Here is a 21,434-nt window from a genome sequence, read left to right on the forward strand (position 1 = left end):
CGTGGGTGTCCCCGGTGGGGTCGGCGGGCCCACGAGCTGGGCCGCCGCTCGGGGGAAACCCCGGGCGCGGCCATAACCAAGCGGAGCGCCCCGGCGTTGAGGAGGGCAACCACGGGCCCGGCCGGTCGGGTCCTGGCACCGCTTGGAGTCTCCCGATGCCCGCCACCAGGCGCCGCCGCCCCGCGGCCCGTCTCCTCGGCCCGCTGCTGCTGGCCGCCGCCTGCGCCGTCCAGGCCGCCGGTGCCCTGCTGCCCGATCTGCGGCTGCTCGCGGGCGCGCTCGCGGCGGGGTACGTGACGGATGCCGCGCTGCACCGCTGGGGGCGCGCGGTGACGGGTGCGCTCGGGCGGGTGCGCGCGGACGCCACGCTGCGGCAGGTGCTGCGCGACCTGCTGCTGGTGGCGGCGGCGCTGGTCGCGGGCGAGGACGCGGGGCTGCTGGCTGCGGTGCTGGCGCTGCTGGCGTTCTACGCGCTGCACTTCGGCTGTCACGCGGCGGCGATCCTGGTGCGCCGCAGCCGGACCCTGCCGGTGGTCACCCGCAATATCGACACCTCGGCGCTGCGGCTCTCCGCGGCGCCGCCGCGGCTGCTGCGGCGCCCCGGCGACCGGCTGCTGGCGTTCGGGCTGCCCGCCACGTGCGGCCTGCTGGCGACGGCGGCGGGCGCGGGGGCGCGCTGGGCGGTGGCGGGGGCGGCGCTGTCCTGTGTGCTGACGGGGCTCGGTCTGTGCGCGCTGCTGGTGCGGCTGCTGCCGTGGCGCAGGCCGCCGGGCGAGGCGGAGGTGCTGGCCTGGTTCGACGAGTGGCTGGGGCGCTACCGGCCGACGGCGGGCATGTACTTCTCCGGCGGCGCCTCCTCCGCGTACCAGGCGAACATGTGGCTGGGTCCGGTGGCGCTCCTTGAGGGGCGGCCGCTGATCGTGCTGCGGGAGCGGTTCATGGTGCAGCGGATCGCGGCGACGGACGTGCCGGTGGTGTGCCTGCCGAAGGTGTCCCATCTGATGCGGCTTGAGCACTCCACGCTGAAGATGCTCATCCACCCGGCGAACTCGGGGAAGACGTCGCAGATCCTGCGGGTGCCCACGATCAAGCACGCGTTCGTCAACCACGGCGAGAGCGACAAGTTGTCGTCGTGCAATCCGTACGCGAAGGCGTACGACGAGGTGTGGGTGGCGGGTCCCGCGGCGCGGGAGCGGTACGCGCTCGCGGACGTCGGGGTCGACGACCGGGACGTGGTGGAGATCGGCCGCCCCCAGTTGGACGCGGTGCGCCCGTACGAGGGCCCGCCGACCGGTTCGTACCTGACGGTGCTGTACGCGCCGACCTGGGAGGGCTGGGACGGCAATCCGGGCAACACGTCCGTGGTGCTGGCCGGGGAGAACGTCGTACGGGCGCTGCTCGCGGACCCCGGGGTGCGACTGCTGTACAAGCCGCATCCGATGACGGGCTCGGTCGATCCGGAGGCGCGGGCGGCCGACCAGCGGATCAGGGCGCTGATCGAGGAGGCGAACACGCGCGCGGGGCACGGCGGGCGGCCGGGGGCGCGCACCGAGGCGGGCGCGGAACTGGTGCGGCGCACCGAGGAGTTGGCCCGGGTGACCACGACGCGGTTTCGCAGGGCGGCCGACGACATGGAGCGGATGCGGGCGCAGGGCCGCGGCCCCGAGCCCGGCCGTACGGCGGCGGTGGCGGAGGCGATGGCGGCGTGGGAGACGGCGTACTGGGCGTCGCTGCCGAGCGGCGCGCACCAGGTGGTGACGGGTGCGCGGCCGACGCTGTACTCCTGTTTCAACCACGCCGATCTGCTGGTCAGCGACGTGTCGAGCGTGATCTCCGACTATCTGAGCAGTGAGAAGCCGTACGCGGTGGCCAACACGACGGGTCTGGACGAGGACGCGTTCCGTGAGGCGTTCCCGACGGTGCGGGCGGCGACCGTGCTGGCGCCGGACGCGGGCGGGGTGCCCGCGCTGCTCGACACGGTGCGCCGCCCGGAGCGCGACCGGCTGGCGCCGGAGCGGCGGGCGCTGAAGTTGCGGCTGCTCGGGCCGTCCGAGCCGCCGTCCGCGGTGCGCTTCACGGACGCGGCGCGGGCGCTGTGCCGGGCCTCTGACGAGCACCGGGAGCGGATGGCTGACCAGGGCGCCCGGGGTGTTCCGACGCCGCGCGGGGGCGCGGCCTCGGCGGCGGGGCAGGCGCGGCGCGGCCGGTAGCGGCCCGGCCTGCTCAGACGGGCTTCTTCTCCTTGGCCGCCGCGGCGCCGCGGGTGGTGCTGCGGGGCGCCGGGAGGACGGCGGCGGGGCCGGTCGCGGGGGCGCGTGGCGGGCGCGGCGGGCCGCCTCTGCGCAGGAAGCGGCCGGCGAGGCGGCGCACGGCGCGCACGCCGCGTGCGCGGGGCGTGGTGGAGGGGCGCGGGCCGACGGTGACGGTCTCCCTGACGGTGGCGAGGTAGACGGAGTCGGGGATGCCCGCCGCGGGGTCGCGGAAGTGCGGGTAGGCGAGGTGGATGCCGCGGCCGTCGTCGGCGAGGACGATCTCGGGGGCCTTCTTCTCCGCGACGAAGCGGTTGACGTCGTCGAGGAGGTCGGTGCGGCCCTCGGCGACCAGGTGGAGCTGAAGGCGCTGGAGCACCTTCATCCGGCGGGCGAGGCCGGGGGTGAAGTGGGCGTCCATGAGGGGTTTGGCCAGGGCCAGTTTCTCCTGGCGGACGTCCTCGGTGTCCTTCAGAAACGTTTTGCCGAACTGGGGCAGCAGGGTGACGGTGAACGGGCGCAGCAGGAGCAGGTCGCGCTTGGGGCCCGGGGGGACGCGCTCGGCTATCAGGCCCATGAGCGCCCGTGCGGAGTCGAAGCGCCGTACGTGGGTGCCGCGGCGGGTGGCGTGCTTGCCGTCGTCGCGGCGTACGAGGTAGTAGCAGACGTGGTCGGCGACGACGGAGACCCCGTCGGCCCGCAGATAGGCGTCCATGGTGAACAGGGCGTCCTCGCCCGTGGTCAGCGAGGTGTCGAAGCGCAGCCCGTGTGCGGTGAGCAGGGACCTGCGGAACAGCTTCTGGGCGCTCAGCGAGTACCTGATGGGCGAGGAGAAGACGTCGGTGCGCTCGCGGTTCTCGCCGAACATGGACTTGGGGGCGCCGCGGTTGACGCCCTCGACCTTGCCGAGGACGACGTCGGTGCCGTTGCGGTCGGCCATGGCGACCATCCGCTCGAACGCCTCGGGGCCGAGCCGGTCGTCGGCGTCGAGGAAGAACACGAAGCGCCCGCGCGCGAGGTCGAGCCCGACGTTGCGGGGGCCGCTGGGGCCGCCGGAGTTGGCCTGCCTGATCACCCGGGTGGGGATGGCGGTGCGCGCGGCGAACTCCTCCAGGTACGCGCCCGTGCCGTCCGTGGAGCCGTCGTCGACGGCGATGATCTCCATGCGCCCGGCGGGCAGTGTCTGCGCCTCGACGGACTCCAGGCACGTCACCAGATAGGGCATCGCCTCGTACGCGCCGATGACGACGCTCACCTCTGGAACCGTCATGCTCTTTCCCCGTCCTGGCTTCCCGGATGTTCGAAACGGCGTCCGGGCGGCTGTCGGTGGTCTCCCGGCGCCTTCCGGACGCTGGGGTAGACACGACGGCGCCGCTTTTCGTTGTACGGGACGTAACCTCCGGTCCACGTGACAAGGAACACGCGCGGCGGGCGAACACGGGGGCTGTTTCGCGCGTCTTACCAGGGATGCGCGGTGCCCGGTGCGGGCACGCGAAAGGCCCGGCCCCGCCGTGTTCGCACACGGGGGCCGGGCCGGTCGTGGGCCGGGTCAGCCCAGGGACGCTTCGCTCTCCGAGGGGACGGGGGCCGCGGGCCCTTCGTCGGCCTCCTCCGCGGCCTCCGGGTCCTCCGGGTCGGCCGGGTTCTCGGCGAGGTCGGGGAGTTCTGCCGCGGCGGGCGGAGGCCCGGGGGTGTCGACCCGCTGCACGGGGATGGCGGTGGCCTCCCCGGGCTGCTCCTGCGCCTCGTTGCGGGCCCGGGCGCGGGCGGCGAGGTCGGCGACGGCCGTGTTGAAGCGGTCGATGGACGGCGGCTCGTCGGGGCCGAGCAGGTACTCCTTGAGCCCGGCGCGGGCCTCGGTCAGCGGGTCGGCGGCGGCGGCGTGCACGGCGGCGAGGAGGTCGCCGAGGCGGGCCGCGTCGTTGGCGAGGATCACGGCGGCCCGTACGGCGGTGTTCTGCCGCTTGAACTCGTCCTCGCCGAGCCCGGCGGAGTCGGTGACGGCGTAGGGCTTGCCGCTGGCGATGAAGTCGGACACCACGCTCGATATGTCGGAGACCATGCCCTCGCTGACGTTGAAGCAGTCGTAGAGGCGGGGTTCCGCGCCCTCGATGACGCGGTGCTCCCAGCCGGGGAAGGAGCGCCAGAAGGCGGCGTTCCACTCGTCCCGCAGGCGGGCGGCCTCGGCCTCGCGCGCCGGGTCGGCGATGCCGTCGCGGGACGCCTCGGCCTCGTCGCGCTCCTCTCCCCCGCCGCCCTTCAGCTCGTCGAGGCGTGCCTCGATACGGGCCATGTCGGCGCGGGCCGCGTCCTGGGCAGCGGTGTCCGCGGTCCACCGCGTGCTGCCGGCGCGCTCCGCGGCGGCGCGCTCGACCAGGGCGACGATGCGCTGGTGGGTGGCCTTGGCGCGGGCGCTGCGGGTGCCGGTGAAGGGGTGCGGCTTGTACAGGACGCGTACCGGCGGGTCGGCCGCGAGCAGGCCCTTGACGATGTTCTCGCCGGCGAGCAGCAGGGAGGTGTTGCCCGGGTCGTCGTCCCAGCCCTCCCAGGTGGGCGCGTACAGGACGGTGGGGATACGGCCCTGCGGGGTGCCGGAGGCGGGCAGGATGGGGGCGAGCTGGGGCCTGCCGACCTCGGCGATGTCCTCGTCGCGTACGCCGATGTCGGCGAGTGCGTAGCGGTCGCGTCCCGCCCGGCCCGCGGTCCACACCTCGTCGTAGACCTTGCTGAACGGGTTGACGCTGGCGAGCTTGTCGCTGTCGCCGTGGCCGATGAAGACGTGCTTCATGGTGGGCACGCGCAGCAGGTGGATGTTCTTGCCGACGTTGGCGGCGTAGAGGGCGACGCGGACGGTGGAGAGGTCCATCTGCATCAGGTGGACGCCGCCCGGCACGCAGATGACCGGGACGCCGGTGCGTGCGAGCTTCTTGAGGATGACGCGTTCGCGGAGGATGACCAGCGGGCGGCTGTCAAGACGCTCCATGGTGTCCAGCCACATGTTGACCTGGTAGGCCGAGTCCTTGGAGCCGGAGAAGTACAGCACGGTCTCGGGCCGGTAGTCGCGCAGCCAGGCGTCGACCCCGGCGAGCACGGTCTCGGCGTTGGAGGGGATGCGCCTGCCGCGGATGTACGGGACGAGCGCGAGCAGGTAGACGAAGCCGGTGGCCAGGGTGACCGCGATGCCCGCGTAGCCCCAGACGGGGGTGTCGGACCCGGCCGCGACGAGCAGTCCGGCCACCGCGAACAGGTCGAGGTGGAGCATCTTCTCGGCGGCGCGGTGGGTGAGCGCGGTGGGGGGCGCGTCGGGGATGCGCACCGTGGAGAGGTCCACGTTGCGGGTGGCGACGGGGAGCCTGCGGCGGGCCCTGATGAGGGTGGTGAGGGCGCTGTGCGGGGCCTGGAAGCCGAAGAAGACCAGGAAGCAGGCGATGGCCGCGTAGAAGACGGGCGTCTCGGAGAGGTCGGCCCTGGCCAGGAGCAGGATCAGCAGCAGTTCGCGGATCAGGAAGCGGATGGAGAGACCGGCGCGGACCTTGCCGAGCCGGTTGATCAGATAGCTGCCGCGGTGGTGCAGGTATCTGTCCGCCAGGTAGGTCACGGCGCCTGCGACGGCGAACCCGGCGGCGCTCGGCAGCAGCGCCGCCACCAGGATGCCGGGGTATCCGAGCAGCATCAGCACGGCGGCGGCTAGCTCGGCGCCCGAGCCGACCCGGGCGACGCGTATGGCGGTTGATATCACGGAAGACCTGTTTCTGGGGGGCTTGTCCGGATGTCCTCAGGTGTGCGCAACGCTGTGTGGGGGCCACAAGTCGCCCTGCGGACAAGGAGTCTTGTGAAACACCGACCATATGCCAGGGGTCGTGGAGATGGCCAAAAGGGGACCCCGGGCCGAACGGCCGCGCGGGGCGCCGGAGCGTCCGTTCGGCCCGTGTGCCCCGCCACGAGCGTGACGGGGCGTGTCGGACGCGTACCGGTGGGTCACATGCCGCCCTGCCGGTCGAGCACGGCGGCGAGCGCCTGCTCGAAGCCGCCCGCGGCGTGGGCGGGCGCGGTGGGGTCCTGCTGGCGCACGTCGATGACGTGTCCCGTGAGGTCGGAGACGAGGACGTCGAGGGAGGCGCGGGCGACGGCCTCGGAGGAGAGCAGGGTGCCCGCGGGCTCCTCGCCGAACGCCTTGACCCGCATGGGGGTGGCGGTGCGCTCGGGGTTGAGGCAGTTGACGCGGATGCCGTCGGCGGCCCACTCGTCGGAGAGCGCCTGGGTCAGGTTGACCATGGCGGCCTTGGTGGACGAGTAGAGGCTGTACTCGGCGCGGCCGCGGGTGTAGCTGCTCGACGTGTACAGCAGGAGCTGGCCCCTGGTCTCGGCGAGGTACTTGTACGAGGCGCGGGCGATCTGCACCGGCGCCAGGTAGTTGACCCGCAGGGCCTCCTCGACGGTGGCGTTGTCGGTCTCGGCGAGCTTGCCGATGCGCAGGACGCCCGCGGTGTTGATCACGTAGTCGACGCGGCCGGTCTGGGCGTAGGCGGCGGAGAGGGCGTCGTCGACGTGTTCCGGGTTCTCCACGTGGGTGCCGGTGGTGGAGCGGCCGAGCGGGAAGGAGGTGGCGCCGTAGCGCTCGGCGAGGTCGGCGATGTCCTTGCCGATGCCGTAGGAGCCGCCGAAGACGACGACGGTCTTGCCGGTGAACAGGTCGCGGTAGGCGTCCTCGCCCGCCTGGGCGGGGGCGGCGCCGGAGGCGAGCTGGAAGAGCTTGTCGGCGATGAACACGTCGACGGGCTGGGTGACCTTCATGTTGAACTCGTCGCCCGCGACGACGTGGATCGGCACGTCGGGCAGGTACTTCAGGACCACGGAGCAGTCGTCGGTGGCCTGGAAGTTGGGGTCGCCCGCGGCGACCTCGTACGCCCTGCGGATCGTGGAGAGCTTGAACGCCTGCGGTGTCTGGCCGCGGCGCAGCCGGGAGCGGTCGGGGACGTCGGTGATGAACTCGCCGTCGTCGCCGTGGGTGCGGGTGACGATGATGGTGTCCGCGGAGGGGATGGCCACGTCGACGGCCTGGTAGCGGTCGAGGGCGCGGACGCAGTCGTCGATGACGCGCTGCGAGAGCAGGGGGCGTACGGCGTCGTGGAAGAGGACGTTGCGGTCCTCGCCCTCCGCGAGGCCCTCGCCGACGGCGGCGATGGCGCGCTCGGTGGTGTCGTTCCTGGTGGCGCCGCCCTCGATGACCTTGACGACCTTCTTCAGGCCCGCCTTGGCGACGATCTTCTCGATGTCGGGCACATAGCCCTGGGCCATCAGCACGATGATGTCGTCGATGGAGTCCGCGTGCTCGAAGGTGGTGAGCGTGTGTTCGATCACCGACTTCCCCGCGATTTTCAGTAGCTGCTTCGGTATGGAGAGACCTACGCGCTGACCGGTACCGCCCGCCAGGATCACTGCGGTGGTGCGGGGTGTGGCTATGTGTTCGGACACGGGCTACCTACCTCGGGGCGTACGGGGAACCCGGCGATCGTCTCACTCACGGTTACCGCGGTGCAAGGTGAGCGTCGTGCCCCCCACATGTGCGAGTCATGCGGGGTTCACCTTGGGCGGGTCAGGGGGTGCCGGGCGGCTCCGGGGCACCGCGGGTTGTGACCGATCACACAACGGCGGCCGGGGTTCCGTGGTTTCCGTATGCACCTGCCCGGATAAGGCGCGCGTATGCCGACGGCCCCTGTGGCACGGGCCACCGGGGCCGGTGCCACAAGGGCCGGTCGCGCGGGCAGAACGGCGCGCGGTGAGGGGGCGGGGTCAGACCAGGCGCACGCCCGGGCGGCCGTCCTCCACCCGCAGGGCCTGGAGGGTGGAGGCGGTGGCGTCGGGGCTCACGACGGTGCTGACGACGCGCACCTGGGCGTCGACGCCGTCGCGGTCCACGTCGAACAGGTGGTAGCCGCGGTGGGTGTCGATGAGCTTCCAGTGCGGGTTGTCGGCCTTGCGCGGGTTCCACTCGGCGTCGAAGGCGGCGTAGTCGCTGTCGCCGCCGCTGGTGACGGAGGTGCCGACGAACTCGGCGCCGACCACCGCGGACGACGGGTCGGCGAAGTCGCGCTTGAGGTCGCTGACCATGGTCAGATGGCGGTCGCCGGTCAGCACGACGGGGTTGCGCACCTTCTGGAGTTCGCCGAGGAGCGCGTTCCGCTCGACCTGGTAGCCGTCCCAGGCGTCGTAGTACCAGAGCTTGCCCTCGCCGACCTGGAGGTCGGTCTCGGCGAGCATGATCTGGGAGGCGATCAGGTTCCAGCGGGCGGGCGAGGAGTGCAGCCCGTCGAGCAGCCAGCGCTTCTGCGCCGCGCCCAGCATGGTCGTCGAGGGGTCCTCGGCGCCGTCCTGGGTGGTGGCCTGGTCGCTGCGGAACTGCCGGGTGTCCAGCACGTTCAGCCGGGCAAGACGGCCGAAGTCGAGGCGCCGGTACATCTGGACGTGGGGCCCGTCGGGCACCTGGGCCGCGCGCACCGGCATGTGCTCGTAGTACGCGCGGTAGGCGGCGGCGATACGGTCGACGAAGGCGTCGTGGGGCTGCTTGTCGGGGTCCTGGGGGACCTGTCCCGCGTAGTCGTTGTCGACCTCGTGGTCGTCGAAGGTGACCACCCAGGGCGCCGCGGCGTGCATCGCGGCGAGCCTCGGGTCGCTGCGGTACTGGGCGTAGCGGTTGCGGTACTGGGTGAGGGTGCAGGGCTCGTCGGCGCCCTCGTGGACCCGGACCGCGGTGGGGGTGGGCTTGTTCTCGTAGATGTAGTCGCCGACGAACAGGACGAAGTCCGGGTCCTGTCGGAGCATGTCGGCGTACGGGGTGAAGTAGCCGGCCTCCCAGTTCTGGCAGGACGCGAGCGCGATCCTGAGGGAGCCGAGCGCGGTGGGGTGCGGCGCAGTGCGGGTACGGCCCACGGGAGAGACATGGCCCTGGGCGCGGAAGCGGTACCAGTAGACCCGGTCGGGGCGCAGGCCGCGCACGTCGACATGGACGCTGTGGCCGAACTCGGCGCGTGCCGCCGCCTCGCCGCTGCGCTCGACGCGCCGGAAGCGGGCGTCCGTGGCGAGTTCCCAGCGCACGCTCACCGCCCTGTCCTGCATGCCGCCGCCCGCCAGCGGGTCGGGGGCGAGCCTGGTCCAGAGCACCACCCCGTCGGGCAGCGGGTCGCCCGAGGCCACGCCGAGGGTGAACGGGTCGGTGCGCAGCCGGGGTTCCGCGACGGTGCGCGCGGCGGTACGGGGCGCCTGCGCGACGGCGGACGCGGAGGGCAGGAGCTGGGTGGCGGCCGCCGCGCCGAGCGCGGCACCGGTGGCGAGAAAGCTGCGGCGGTTGCTTCCGGGGCGCGGGGCACCTGCGGTCACGGCGGACTCCCTTGGACGAATGCCGGGTCAGCATCCGGAAGCTCGCATGCCGGTACGGTGCGGGGGCTGAACAACAGCCTGCACGGACATGACAAGAAGACGAGCAGCGTGCGATCCGTCCCGGCGGGCGAACGCGCCCTTGCCGGGGCGCTGTCCGGGGGCGGTCGCCCGGTGAAGTCACGGCAAACCGGCCGCCCCTGACGGCCCGTCAGGGACGGGTCGCGGGGCGGCCGGTGCCGTTGTGAAGGCGGCGGCTCGTGCCCGTGGGCGGCGGGGTCAGTAGGCGAATCCCGCGCCGAGGTGTGCGCCCTTCGCGACGGTGCCGAGGGTTCCGGCGCCGAAGGTGAGCGATCCCGCGGGGGTGACGCCGTCTGCGGTGGACTTGAACGCCCATACGGACCCGGCCCCGTCGTTCTCGCCCGAGGCGCCGACGACGAGGTCCGCGAGGCCGTCGCCGTCCACGTCGGCCAGGGTGGTGGCCGAGCCGAAGGCGTCCTTGGCCTCGGCGACGCCCGGCACGCCCGCGGTGTTCTGCGTGACGGTGGCGGCGTTCTCACCGCTCAGCCCGTCCGGCTTGCCGAAGAGGGTGATCGCGGCCCCGGCGTCCTTGGTGCTCCCCAGGTCCTCCCCCGGCAGCCCGGTGGACACGTCGGCGAGGCCGTCGCCGTCGATGTCGGCGACGGAGATGCCGGTGCCGAACCTGTCCTGGGTCTCCGCGGAGCCCGGCACGCCCGCGCTGTCCTGGTTGAAGGCTTGCGCCTCGGTGCCGTTCGGGCCCTGGTCGGAGCCCGGGATGTAGGTGACCATGCCGCCCTTGGCGAGCGGGGTGTCCAGGTCGCTGTCGTAACCGTCGACGGCGCGGCCCGCCACGATGTCGTCGACACCGTCGCCGTTGACATCGCCGACACCGACGCTCTCGCCGCCCTGGAGCGGCTCCCCTTCGCCGTCCTTGACGACGGTGAACGGCGCGAGCCCCGCAGGGGAGCCGTCGTAGACGAAGACGTTGCGGGCGTCGTACTCGTCCTGGTCGTTCTCCACCGCGACGAGGTCGTCCACGCCGTCGCCGTTGACGTCGCCCACGGCCATGTCGAGGACGGTGTGGATGCTGCCCGGGGTGTCCTTGACGCGCTTCGGCGCGCCGTCGCGGCCGAACGGGCCCGACAGCACCCGCATGTGGTCGCCCGAGACCGTGGTGGCGATATCGAGCGCGCCGTCGCCGTCGAAGTCGCCCACGACGGTGTCGCTGCCTATCTCGTCGCCGCCCTCGGCCTTGGTGGGCAGGGTGGCGGCCTCGTCGCCGAGGCCCTCGGGCCCGCCCCAGACGACGGCGAGGGAGCCCTTGGAGACGCCGTAGCTCTCGGTGGGGTCCTCGCCCGCGGAGCCGACCACCAGGTCCGCGTAGCCGTCGCCGTCGAGGTCGCCCGTGGTGACCGAGCTGCCGTAGGCGTCGCCCGCCTCCGCGGTCCCCGGCATCCCCGGCGCGTTCTGGTCGAAGACCTGCTTGGTGGAGGTGTCGAGCCCGTGCGCCGAGCCGTAGACCACGGCCACGTACCCGGCCTTGGCCTTGCCGTCCACGGTGGCGTCGGGGGCGGGGAACGCCACGTCCGCGTAGCCGTCGCCGTTGAAGTCGTCGCGCAGCGGAGCACCGCCCGCCTTGCTCTGCTGCCGCCCGGTGTCCGCCTGCGCCACGGGCGCGGTCACCCCCAGCGTGACGGCGATGGCGGCGGCGAGCCCGATTCCCCCGGCGGCCCTGCGTGTGTTCATGTCGCTCCTCCTCGACGCGGTGTTCCTGGCATGGCGTACGGCCTCTGGTCAGAAAGCCGTACGCCCGCCAGACCTCCGAGGTGGCGCGATGGTTGCACGCCCGCGCTTAACCCGCCGTACATCCGCAAGCCGCTTCCACGTGGGGTGAAGGGGCGGGCACCGGGGGCGATCGGGAGACGGGGCTAGGCCGTGTCGTTTGGATCTTCGCGGGGGTGCGACGCCAGCTACGGCACCTCGCCGCGTTGTCGGAACGTCCACGTACGCCCAGTACGAGGACGATCCTCCGCCTTGCGATGCTCCCCCACAGCCCGAAGGGCGTGGGAGGTACCCCCAGCATCTGACGCCGCACCCTGGTCCACGAAGATCCAAACGACACGACCTAGGGGCGGGCCCGGGGCACGGGCGAGCGCCGGGCCGGGGGGCGCGGGCGGGGGCTCGCGCGCGGGCGTGGGTGCGGTCGTCCGCGCGGGTGCGTACGCGGGCGGGGCGCGGGCGTGGTCAGAAGGGGCCGCCGAAGGAGTCGAAGTCCTGGTCGGCCTCGTCGCGTTCGGCCTGGCGGTCCCTGCGGCGCTGGGCGGCGGGGCGTGGCTCGGCGAGGCGGTGGTCCTCGCCGCGGCGGCCCAGCATCTCGGCGCCCGCGAGGACGGTCGGCTCCCAGTCGAAGACGACCGCGTTGTCCTCGGGGCCGATGGCGACGCCGTCGCCCGCGTGCGCGCCCGCCTTCAACAGCTCCTCCTCGACGCCGAGCCTGGCGAGCCGGTCCGCGAGGTAGCCGACCGCCTCGTCGTTGTTGAAGTCGGTCTGCCTGACCCAGCGCTCCGGCTTCTCGCCGCGCACCCGGAACAGGTCGTCGTCCTCGCGCACCACCGTGAAGCCGCTCTCGTCGACCGCCTTCGGCCGGATCACGACCCGGGTGTTCTCCTCCTTGGGGCGGGCGGCGCGCGCCCGGGAGACGAGCTCGGCGAGCGCGTACGACAGCGGGGCGAGGCCGCTGTGGGCGACCGCGGACACCTCGAAGACCCGGTAGCCGCGTGCCTCCAGGTCGGGCCTGACCATGGCGGCGAGGTCCCTGCCGTCGGGCACGTCGATCTTGTTGAGGACGACGACGCGGGGCCGCCCCTCCAAGCCGCCGTACTGGGCCAGCTCCTCCTCGATCACGTCGAGGTCGCTCAGCGGGTCGCGGTCCGACTCCAGGGCGGCGGTGTCCAGGACGTGCACCAGCACGCTGCACCGCTCGACGTGCCGCAGGAACTCAAGGCCGAGGCCACGGCCCTGGCTGGCGCCCGGGATGAGGCCGGGCACATCGGCGACGGTGTACACGGTGGCGCCCGCGGTGACCACGCCGAGGTGTGGCACCAGGGTGGTGAAGGGGTAGTCGGCGATCTTCGGCTTGGCGGCGGAGAGCACCGAGATCAGCGACGACTTGCCGGCGCTCGGGTAGCCGACGAGGGCGACGTCGGCGACGGTCTTCAGTTCGAGGGTGATGTCCTCGCTGTGCCCGGGCTCGCCGAGCAGCGCGAAGCCGGGCGCCTTGCGGCGCGCGGAGGCGAGCGCCGCGTTGCCGAGGCCGCCCCTGCCGCCCTGCGCGGCGACGTAGCGGGTGCCCTCGCCGACGAGGTCGGCGAGCACGGTGCCGTCCGCCGCCTGCACCACGGTGCCGTCGGGCACCGGGAGCACCAGGTCGTCGCCGTCCTTGCCCGAGCGGTTGCCGCCCTCGCCGGGGCGGCCGTTGGTCGCCTTGCGGTGCGGGCTGTGGTGGTAGTCGAGGAGGGTGGTGACGTCGCGGTCGACGACGAGGACCACGTCGCCGCCGCGGCCGCCGTTGCCGCCGTCGGGCCCGCCGAGCGGCTTGAACTTCTCGCGGTGCACGGAGGCGCAGCCGTGGCCCCCGTTACCCGCGGCCACATGCAGCGCGACGCGGTCCACGAAGGTGGTCATGGGAGTGCCTCCAGCGGCGGTACGGGCCTCGGCCGGGAGCCGGGGTGTCTGTCTTGTCGGTGGCCGCCCCGGGGGTGTTCGCGCGCGGCCCGTGGGCGGGTGCGGGACGCGCGAAGGGCGGACCCGCTCCCCGCGCGCTCCCGGTGCCGGGAGGTGCGGGAAGAGGGGTCCGCCCTCGGGGAACTCCTGGTTACGGGTCCTGCCGCGCGGTGCGGGTCAGGCGACCGGAACGATGTTCACCACGTTGCGACCGCGGCGGGTGCCGAACTCCACGGCACCGGCCTGCAACGCGAACAGCGTGTCGTCGCCGCCGCGGCCGACGCCGCTGCCGGGGTGGAAGTGGGTGCCGCGCTGGCGGACGATGATCTCACCGGCGTTGACGACCTGGCCGCCGAAGCGCTTGACGCCGAGCCGCTGAGCGTTGGAGTCGCGGCCGTTCCGGGTGGACGACGCGCCCTTCTTGTGTGCCATCTCTCCTCAGTCCCTTACTTCGCCGTCGCGGGGATACCGGTGACCTTGATCGCCGTGTACTGCTGACGGTGGCCCTGACGGCGGCGGTAGCCCGTCTTGTTCTTGTAGCGCAGGATGTCGATCTTGGCGCCCTTGTGGTGGTCCACGACCTCGGCCTGGACCTTCACGCCCGCCAGCACCCAGGGGTCGCTGGTGACGGCGTCACCGTCGACGAGGAGCAGAGTGGAAAGCTCTACCGTGTCGCCGACCTTGGCGGTGGAAATCTTGTCAACCTCAACGATGTCGCCGACCGCAACCTTGTGCTGGCGACCACCGCTGCGCACGATGGCGTACACGCGGATCTCTCACTCTCTGTGCTCGAATCGGACCTCTGATGCCAGCCGCGCCGCCCTGCGGGCCCGTGCTCCCACCGCCTCGTACCGCCCGCGTCGCGGGGGACCAGGGGCGCGGCGCACGGCGCGCGGCCTCTCCGGAAGCGGACTCCCGGAGGAAGGTGCTCAGGGGTGTAGGCGTAAGACGCCGACGCCCCAGATTACGGGGGCCCCGGAGACGGGGTCAAACCGGGTACGGGCGGGGGGGGGGGGGGGGGGGGGGGGGGGCGCCCCCCCCCCCCCCCCCCCCCGCCGCTACTCCCCCTCGCCGGAGGGCGCGGCCCCCGAGGCGAGCGACGCCGCGGTCTTCTTGGCCGGGGCCTTCTTCGCGGCCGCCTTCTTCGTCGTCGACTTCTTGGCCGCCGTCTTCTTGGTGGCGGTCTTCGTGGTCTTCTTCGCAGGGGCGGCTTTCTTCGCGCCGGTGGCCTTCTTCGCGGTGGCCGCCTTCTTCGCCGTGGACTTCTTCGCCGCGGCCCGCTTGGCGGCGGTCTTCTTGGCCGCCGTCTTCTTCGCCGGGGCCTCCGCGTCGTCACCGACGGCCGCCCCGGACTCCGCGCCCTCCTGCGGCTCCTGGGGCTCGTGCGCCTCCTCGGCCGCCGGGGCGGACACCACGAGCACCGCGGTGTCCTCGGGGGCCGTGGGCGCGGCCGTCGCCCGTACCGCGCGGCGCCTGGCCCTGGCGGGCGGCGCCGCCTGCGGGGCCTCGGCCACCGGCTCGGCGGGCGCCGCCTCGGCGGCGGGCCCGACGGGCGGCGCGGTGCTCTCGGCGGGCACCGTCACCTCGGCGGGCGCGGGCTCGTCCGCGGTGCGCGGGGCACCGGCGGGCGCGGTGGCCTTGCGGGTGGCGCGCCTGCGTACGCGCGCGGGGGGCGCCGCCTCCGGCTCCGCGGCGGCGGGCTCGGCGGTCACGGGCTCGGGTGCGACGGGCTCCGACGCGGGGGCGACCACGGTGACCGGGACGGTCGGGGTGGGCGAGCCCTCGGGCGCCGACACCCTGCGGGTGGCGCGCCGCCGCGACCTGCCGCCGCGCCCGACACCCGCCGCGGCCTCCGCCTCGGCGACGCTGCTGTACAGCTCCTCGTCGGGCTGGAACTCGACCGGCGCGGCGGCGGGTGCGGGCGCCTCGGCCTCCGCCCTGGCGGCCGGGACCTCACGCTCCACCGTCTCGACGGGCTCGACCGTCTCCACGGGCTCGACCGTCTCCACGGGCTCCGGCGCCTCGGCGGCGGAGCCGCGGCCGCGCTTCTTGCGGCGGCCGCCGCCGCCCGTGGGCGGCTGCTCCATGTGGACGATGACACCGCGGCCGTTGCAGTGCACACAGGTCTCGGAGAAGGACTCCAGGAGGCCCTGCCCGACCCGCTTGCGGGTCATCTGCACCAGGCCGAGCGAGGTCACCTCGGCGACCTGGTGCTTGGTGCGGTCCCTGCCCAGGCATTCGAGCAGGCGCCGCAGCACCAGGTCCCGGTTGGACTCCAGGACCATGTCGATGAAGTCGATGACCACGATGCCGCCGAGGTCGCGCAGCCTGAGCTGGCGCACGATCTCCTCGGCCGCCTCCAGGTTGTTCCTGGTCACGGTCTCTTCGAGGTTGCCGCCCTGGCCCGTGAACTTGCCGGTGTTGACATCGATCACGACCATGGCCTCGGTCTTGTCGATGACCAGCGAGCCGCCGCTGGGCAGCCACACCTTGCGGTCGAGCGCCTTCATCAACTGCTCGTCGATGCGGTACGTGGCGAAGACGTCCACCTCGGAGGTCCAGCGGCCGAGCCGGTCGGCGAGGTCGGGCGCCACGTTCTCGACGTAGCCGTGGATGGTCTCCCAGGCGTCGTCACCGCTGACGACGACCTTCGAGAAGTCCTCGTTGAAGATGTCGCGGACCACCCGCACCGTCATGTCGGGCTCGCCGTAGAGCAGGGTGGGGGCGTTGCCGCTCTTGGACTTGCGGCGGATGTCCTCCCACTGCCCCTGGAGCCGCTCGACGTCGCGGCGCAGCTCGTCCTCGCTCGCGCCCTCGGCGGCGGTGCGCACGATGACGCCCGCGTCCTCGGGGACGATCTTCTTGAGGATGGTCTTGAGCCGGGCGCGCTCGGTGTCGGGCAGCTTGCGGCTGATGCCGGTCATGGAGCCCTCGGGCACGTAGACCAGGTAGCGGCCGGGCAGCGACACCTGGCTGGTGAGGCGGGCGCCCTTGTGCCCGATCGGGTCCTTGGTGACCTGGACGAGCACGGACTGGCCGGACTTCAGCGCGGTCTCGATACGGCGCGGCCCGCCGGAGTGGCCGAGCGCCTCGAAGTTGACCTCGCCCGCGTAGAGGACGGCGTTGCGGCCCTTGCCGATGTCGATGAACGCGGCCTCCATGGAGGGCAGCACGTTCTGCACCTTGCCGAGGTACACGTTGCCGACGTACGAGGTGGCCTGTTCCTTGTTGACGTAGTGCTCGACGAGGACGTTGTCCTCCAGCACCCCGATCTGGGTGCGCTCGCCGTGCTGGCGTACCACCATCACCCGCTCGACGGCCTCGCGGCGCGCGAGGAACTCCGCCTCGGTGATGATCGGCACCCGGCGGCGGCCCTGCTCGCGGCCCTCGCGGCGGCGCTGCTTCTTGGCTTCGAGACGGGTCGAGCCCTTGATGGACTGGACCTCGTCGGAGCCGGTGCGCTCTTCCTTCTTGCGGGGCTCGCGGACCTTGACGACGGTGCGCTCGGGGTCGTCCCTGCCCTCGCCCGGCTGGCCGTCGGCCGGGGAGTCGCCCGCCCTGCGCCGCCTGCGCCTGCGGCGGCGGCTGCTGCTCGACCCGCCGTCGCCGTGGTCGTCGTCGTGCTGCTCGGCGCCGTCGCCGTGGTCGGCGTCGTCGCCCTCGCCGGTGTCGCGGCCTGCGGACTGCCGGCCGTCGGCGTTGTCGCCGGACTCGGCGGAGTCGTTCTCGCCCTCGGCGGCCTCGCCGCGCCTGCGGCGGCGGCCACCGCGGCGGCGCCTGCGCCGGGACCCGGTCTCCTCGCCGTCGTCGCCTTCGCCGTCGTCGTGGTTGTCGTGCCCTTCGGGAGCGTCCTGGCCGCTCTCCTCGGCTGCGGGGGTGTCGGCGCGCTGCTCGTCGGCGCCGTTGCGGGGCGCGGTCTCGTCGTCGGAGGCGCGCTTGCGGCGGCGCCTGCGCGGGCCCGGCTCGTCAGCAGCGGTCCTGGTGTCGGCGGCGGCGTCGGCGGGGGCGTCCCCGGAGTCGCCCGGGGCGGCGTCCGCGGCCTCGGCCGCCGCGGCGGCTGCGGCGCGCTCCGGGGTCTGGAACATCGGCTCGGTGAAGACGGGCGCCTGGAACACGGCGACCGCGGGGCGCGCGGGGCGCTTCCCGCGGCGCGGAGCGGCGTCCTCGGCGGGCGCGGACCCGGCGGGCGCGGAGTCAGTGGGCTCGGTCGCGGGCTGCGCCGTCTCGCGGGTGGCGCGGCGGCGTGCCCTGCGGGGGCTCTCCTCGGCGGGCTGCTGTGCGGTCTCCGCGGCGGGTACGGCCTCCGCGGGCAGCGCGGCCTCGGCCGGGGTCTCGGCGGTCACGGGGGCGTCCTCGATCGCGGTGTCCTCGGCGGCCCTGGGCGCACCGGCGGGCGCGGAGGCGCGGCGCCCGGCGCGGCGGCGGGTGCGCGGCGCGGGCTCGGCGGCCTCGGGCTCGGCGGTCTTGTCGGCCTCGGCGGCGGGGGCCTCGGCGGCGGCCGGGGTCTTGGCCTCGGGTGCGCCCGCGGGGGCGGAGGCCCGGCGGCGGGAGCGGCGCGCGGGCGGCTCGGCGGCGACGGGCTCGGGAGCGGCGGCCTCTGCTGCCGCGTCCTCGGCCGCCTCGGTGTCGTCCTCGCCGTCCTCGGCGGAGTCGAGTGCGGTGTCCGTGCCGGTGACGGCGCCCGTGTCCGCGGCGCTCTCCACGGTCGCCGCGGGCGCGGGCTCGGGCGTGGCGGCCCTGCGGGTGGCGCGGCGGCGGGTGCGCGGCGCGGGCTCGGGGGCCGGTGCGGCCTCCTCGGCTGCGGTCTCGGGCGCGTCGGCCCCGGTGGCCGTCTCGGGGGCCGGGGGAAGCACGGTCTCCGCTTCGCCCGTCGCGCCCGTGGGCGGTCCCGCGGGGCGGGAGGCGGCCCTGCGCCTGCGGCGGGGGGGCAGCGTGTCGCTCGGTGTGTTGTTCTGCGAGCCCTCTTCGGGTTCGTTCTGTTCCAGCATGCGGGCGTTTCTCCCGTCGGGCTCCCGGGCGCCGCGTCCGACCCGGTGACGCCTGCGGGCCCGCCGCTGTGCGGGGGCCGCCGTCCGGGGGCGCGTGCGCCGCACGGGAGCTTTCTCTGTCTTGGTCTCAGTCCTTGGTCTCACCGGTTCCGTACGCGGCGCGTACGGCCTGGCGAAAGTCTTCTGGTTGACGCGCCGCCCGACCCAGATGGCTCCCGAGTACCAGGGCGACGCTGCGGCGGCGTCCCTAGCCAGTGCCCTCAGCCGCCGCCGCGGCGGCGGTTACGGCATCGCCCGCTCCTCGTCCGGGCGGGGCTGCCGCGACCGCCTCGCGGTCGGGCGCGAGGGGATCGGTAACTGTGCCGGTCTCGTCGTCGAACGGCCCCTGCGCCAGCCTGGTCACCGAGGCGGGGACCGGGGGCGCCAGGTCGGCCAGCGCTTCGAGACCGGACAGGACGTCGTCGGGTCGTACGGCAGGCGTCACGTGCCGGACAACCAGGCGCAGTATCGCACAGGGCCCTTGTCCCGGCCTATCAGCCGGGGCCGCGGAGCCGTCGCGGGCGGTGAGGTCCACGACGGCGGCGCGGGCGTCGAACGCACGCATGCCGCTCTTGGTCCTGCGCCGCACCGTCACCTCGGGCGCGGCCAGGAACGCGGCCACGGCCCCGGCGGCCTCGTCGGGTGCGACCCCGTCGAGCCGCAGTTCCCACACGGAGGCGGCGAGCCGGTCCGCGAGGCCCTGGGTGCGGGCCTCCACGGCGTCGACGACGTCGAGGCCCGCGGGGAGCGAGGAGTCGAGGAGTACCCGCAGCTCCCCGGGGTCGCGCGCGGTCGTGAGCGCGATCTCCAGGTACTCGGCCTCGCTACCGGTGCCGGTGGGTGCGGCATTGGCGTACGAGACCTTGGGGTGCGGGGTGAAGCCCGCCGAGTAGGCCATGGGGACCTCTGCGCGGCGCAGCGCGCGCTCGAACGCGCGCTGGAAGTCGCGGTGGCTGGTGAACCGGAGGCGGCCGCGCTTGGTGTAACGCAGTCTGATGCGCTGCACCGCCGGTGCGGGCGGCGGGCCTTCGGGCTGTCGCTTGCCCAGTGGTACGTCTCCTCGTGTACGGGGCCGTCGGGGCGGGCCCCGCCGTCGGCATACGGCCGTGGCGGTGGCTCCCGCACCGGGGCCGTCTTCCAGGATACGCGAGGCCGCGCCGGTGCCGGGACGCGGGGTGCCGGGCGCCGCCGGGGAACGGTCCGCGCGCGGGTGTCGTCCTCCCTGCGGGGCGCGCGGGGCGTCCACGGGGGACGGAGCGGGGTGGCGTATGGGCGCGGGCGGGTTCGCGGCGTGGACGGCGCGGTTCGAGGAGGAGCGCGGGCGCAGGGCCGCGCTGGGGGCTCCCGCGTGGGAGCGGGGCGCGGCGCTTCCCGGGCCGGTGTGGGACAGCGTCCGCCGCTTCCAGGTCGGCGAGGCCGGCGACGGGGCGAACCTGATCGCGAAGGCGGACGCCGCGGGGGACGCGGGCTACGCGGCGGCGGTACGGCTGTTCGTCGCCGAGGAGAACCACCACGCCGGGCTGCTCGCCGGACTGCTGGCGGCGGGCGGCGAGCCGCTGCTCGCCTCGCACTGGAGCGACCGGGTGTTCGTACGGCTGCGGCGGCTGCTGGGGCTGCGTCTGGAACTGCTGGTGCTGATGATCGCGGAGATGGTCGCGCTCGCGTATTACCGGGTGCTGCGTGACGGCACGGACGACGCGCTGACCTCGGAGGTCGCGGCCCGCATCCTGGCCGACGAACACCGCCACGTCCCCTTTCACTGCGCCCGCCTCCACCAGGGCATGGCCCCACTCCCCCGCCCGGTGCGCCGCCCGCTCCTGTGGACCTGGCGCACGGCACTGCTCGCGGTGGCATGGGTGATCGCCCTGGACCACGGCCCGGCCCTACGTCGCCTGGGCACGACCCGCCGCATGTTCATCCGGGAAGTCGTGGCCCCGTCCCGGAGGGTCACGGCGTCGATCATCACCGGAGCCCCACTGACACCCGAGCCGAACGCGACGGCCTCTGCACCGCGGTAGCGGGACAGGGCCCAAGGGCTGTCCCGCAACGTTCGGCGGGCAGTTGAGAGGCGGGCAGTTGAGAGACCGAGAAGTTCGCTGCCTATCCTCGTGTGGTGCAGTTGCCTCGCGTTTCGTCGAATGTCGCCGATGTCCTGGTGGCTGCGTTTCCGACGCGTCTTGCCGGTGACGTGCGCAGTGTGCTCGCGGCCATGCCGGAGGCCAGGCTCGCGCCGGTGATGCCCTTCGAGGTCGAGGTGCAGGGCGAGACCGTCGCCATCCCGTCGCGCATCCACAACGGGGAGCCGGGCGCCGGTCTGGAACGGCCCCTGGCCGGGACCCGGCGGCTGATTTTCCACTGCCTGTACTCCCGTCACAGTGACGGCCGAATCCGCCAGCGGCACCTTGAGCAGATCGTGGCGTCGGGCGAGCCGTGGGTGGTCCCGTTCGTGGTGCAGTTGGCAGGCGAGTACGTGCTGGAGATCCTGGAGGCGATCGGCCGGGGTCTTCCCGGCCTCGCGGTCCCGGGCTCGGCCCAGCGCCGCCTCTACGGAGAGTTCATCGCCCGAAATCCGGCCTTCTTCGCCCGCACGGAGCGGCGCGTGGTGAGCTACTGGTCGTGCTACTACCGCTGGAAGTACGCAGCGTTCGGGACGTATCCCGGCTGCGCCCTCCTGGAGGCGTTGCGGGCCGCCGCGGCGGAACAGACGGGCGTGCACTGGCCGCGGCACACACCGCGCCCCGGCGGCCGACGCGGGTGAGCGGCCTGCCTGAGTCCGGCCACGGTCCTCTCCGGCAAGGGTGAGACCGATCCCGGAAACAGAGCCCGTTGGCGCATGGTCGAGCTGGTGCGCCAACAGGCCGCGGCCCAGAAAACGGCGTCTTAAAGGGTGTCTCACGTGGTGGCCTTCGCCAGCTTCTTGTAGCAGGTCAGGGCGGCGGCCAGGCCGAGGAAGGCGAGGAAGTGTGAGCCCTTGCGTTCGTATCGGACGGTGAGGCGGCGGTAGCCGAACAGCCAGGCGATCGACCTCTCGATCTTCCAG

13 protein-coding genes and 1 pseudogene are annotated in these 21,434 nt (G+C 73.7%); 3 read left to right on the forward strand and 11 right to left on the reverse strand.

The annotated features are described in order from the left end of the window. Positions 1 to 155: 155 nt before the first annotated feature. Positions 156 to 2,210, forward strand: coding sequence for a hypothetical protein (locus ACIBIW_RS26145; RefSeq protein ID WP_399339462.1), 2,055 nt, complete (start codon positions 156 to 158; stop codon positions 2,208 to 2,210). Between the two features lie 13 nt (positions 2,211 to 2,223). Here the strand turns inward: ACIBIW_RS26145 and ACIBIW_RS26150 are convergent, their stop codons facing one another. The 10 genes from ACIBIW_RS26150 to ACIBIW_RS26195 form a co-directional block, all read right to left on the reverse strand. Then, positions 2,224 to 3,519 (reverse strand): glycosyltransferase family 2 protein, encoded by a 1,296-nt coding sequence (locus tag ACIBIW_RS26150; protein ID WP_399339463.1) that lies wholly within the window; start codon positions 3,517 to 3,519, stop codon positions 2,224 to 2,226. Between the two features lie 279 nt (positions 3,520 to 3,798). Further along, positions 3,799 to 5,988 carry a hypothetical protein gene (locus tag ACIBIW_RS26155; protein WP_399339464.1) on the reverse strand — a complete coding sequence of 730 codons (2,190 nt, stop codon included), beginning with the start codon at positions 5,986 to 5,988 and terminating at the stop codon, positions 3,799 to 3,801. Between the two features lie 239 nt (positions 5,989 to 6,227). Next, positions 6,228 to 7,724 carry a D-ribitol-5-phosphate cytidylyltransferase gene (locus tag ACIBIW_RS26160; protein WP_399339465.1) on the reverse strand — a complete coding sequence of 499 codons (1,497 nt, stop codon included), beginning with the start codon at positions 7,722 to 7,724 and terminating at the stop codon, positions 6,228 to 6,230. A 318-nt stretch (positions 7,725 to 8,042) separates the two neighbouring features. Then, on the reverse strand, positions 8,043 to 9,626 hold the full coding sequence (locus ACIBIW_RS26165) for an alkaline phosphatase D family protein (RefSeq protein ID WP_399339466.1): 1,584 nt from the start codon (positions 9,624 to 9,626) through the stop codon (positions 8,043 to 8,045). A gap of 276 nt (positions 9,627 to 9,902) precedes the next feature. Further along, positions 9,903 to 11,390 (reverse strand): VCBS repeat-containing protein, encoded by a 1,488-nt coding sequence (locus ACIBIW_RS26170; RefSeq protein ID WP_399339467.1) that lies wholly within the window; start codon positions 11,388 to 11,390, stop codon positions 9,903 to 9,905. 498 nt (positions 11,391 to 11,888) lie between these two features. After that, positions 11,889 to 13,328 carry a GTPase ObgE gene (gene obgE, locus ACIBIW_RS26175; protein WP_399339468.1) on the reverse strand — a complete coding sequence of 480 codons (1,440 nt, stop codon included), beginning with the start codon at positions 13,326 to 13,328 and terminating at the stop codon, positions 11,889 to 11,891. Between the two features lie 216 nt (positions 13,329 to 13,544). Further along, positions 13,545 to 13,799, reverse strand: coding sequence for a 50S ribosomal protein L27 (gene rpmA, locus ACIBIW_RS26180; protein ID WP_399339469.1), 255 nt, complete (start codon positions 13,797 to 13,799; stop codon positions 13,545 to 13,547). A 14-nt stretch (positions 13,800 to 13,813) separates the two neighbouring features. Next, positions 13,814 to 14,134, reverse strand: a complete 321-nt coding sequence (rplU, locus tag ACIBIW_RS26185; protein ID WP_399339470.1) for a 50S ribosomal protein L21 — start codon at positions 14,132 to 14,134, stop codon at positions 13,814 to 13,816. 291 nt (positions 14,135 to 14,425) lie between these two features. Next, positions 14,426 to 18,355, reverse strand: coding sequence for an Rne/Rng family ribonuclease (locus ACIBIW_RS26190; protein ID WP_399339471.1), 3,930 nt, complete (start codon positions 18,353 to 18,355; stop codon positions 14,426 to 14,428). Between the two features lie 247 nt (positions 18,356 to 18,602). Continuing rightward, positions 18,603 to 19,400 carry a TIGR03936 family radical SAM-associated protein gene (locus tag ACIBIW_RS26195; RefSeq protein WP_399339472.1) on the reverse strand — a complete coding sequence of 266 codons (798 nt, stop codon included), beginning with the start codon at positions 19,398 to 19,400 and terminating at the stop codon, positions 18,603 to 18,605. A gap of 262 nt (positions 19,401 to 19,662) precedes the next feature. On the opposite strand from ACIBIW_RS26195, the gene ACIBIW_RS26200 reads away from it, so the two are divergent. Continuing rightward, positions 19,663 to 20,412 (forward strand): ferritin-like domain-containing protein, encoded by a 750-nt coding sequence (locus tag ACIBIW_RS26200; protein WP_399339473.1) that lies wholly within the window; start codon positions 19,663 to 19,665, stop codon positions 20,410 to 20,412. 137 nt (positions 20,413 to 20,549) lie between these two features. Beyond that, positions 20,550 to 21,152, forward strand: coding sequence for a hypothetical protein (locus ACIBIW_RS26205; RefSeq protein WP_399339474.1), 603 nt, complete (start codon positions 20,550 to 20,552; stop codon positions 21,150 to 21,152). A gap of 134 nt (positions 21,153 to 21,286) precedes the next feature. Here the strand turns inward: ACIBIW_RS26205 and ACIBIW_RS26210 are convergent. Next, positions 21,287 to 21,434: pseudogene (locus tag ACIBIW_RS26210) on the reverse strand (IS5/IS1182 family transposase); the annotation flags it as partial.

The sequence above is a fragment of the Streptomyces sp. NPDC050560 genome (assembly GCF_044457285.1).
GTDB lineage: Bacteria > Actinomycetota > Actinomycetes > Streptomycetales > Streptomycetaceae > Streptomyces.

What these genes read in the sequence shown, in the direction of transcription:
- ACIBIW_RS26150 (WP_399339463.1), bottom strand. Translation starts at nt 3,519, where the DNA reads ATGACGGTTCCAGAGGTGAGCGTCGTCATCGGCGCGTACGAGGCGATG.
- ACIBIW_RS26190 (WP_399339471.1), bottom strand. Translation starts at nt 18,355, where the DNA reads ATGCTGGAACAGAACGAACCCGAAGAGGGCTCGCAGAACAACACACCG.
- obgE (WP_399339468.1), bottom strand. Translation starts at nt 13,328, where the DNA reads ATGACCACCTTCGTGGACCGCGTCGCGCTGCATGTGGCCGCGGGTAAC.
- rpmA (WP_399339469.1), bottom strand. Translation starts at nt 13,799, where the DNA reads ATGGCACACAAGAAGGGCGCGTCGTCCACCCGGAACGGCCGCGACTCC.
- ACIBIW_RS26200 (WP_399339473.1), top strand. Translation starts at nt 19,663, where the DNA reads ATGGGCGCGGGCGGGTTCGCGGCGTGGACGGCGCGGTTCGAGGAGGAG.
- ACIBIW_RS26145 (WP_399339462.1), top strand. Translation starts at nt 156, where the DNA reads ATGCCCGCCACCAGGCGCCGCCGCCCCGCGGCCCGTCTCCTCGGCCCG.
- ACIBIW_RS26170 (WP_399339467.1), bottom strand. Translation starts at nt 11,390, where the DNA reads ATGAACACACGCAGGGCCGCCGGGGGAATCGGGCTCGCCGCCGCCATC.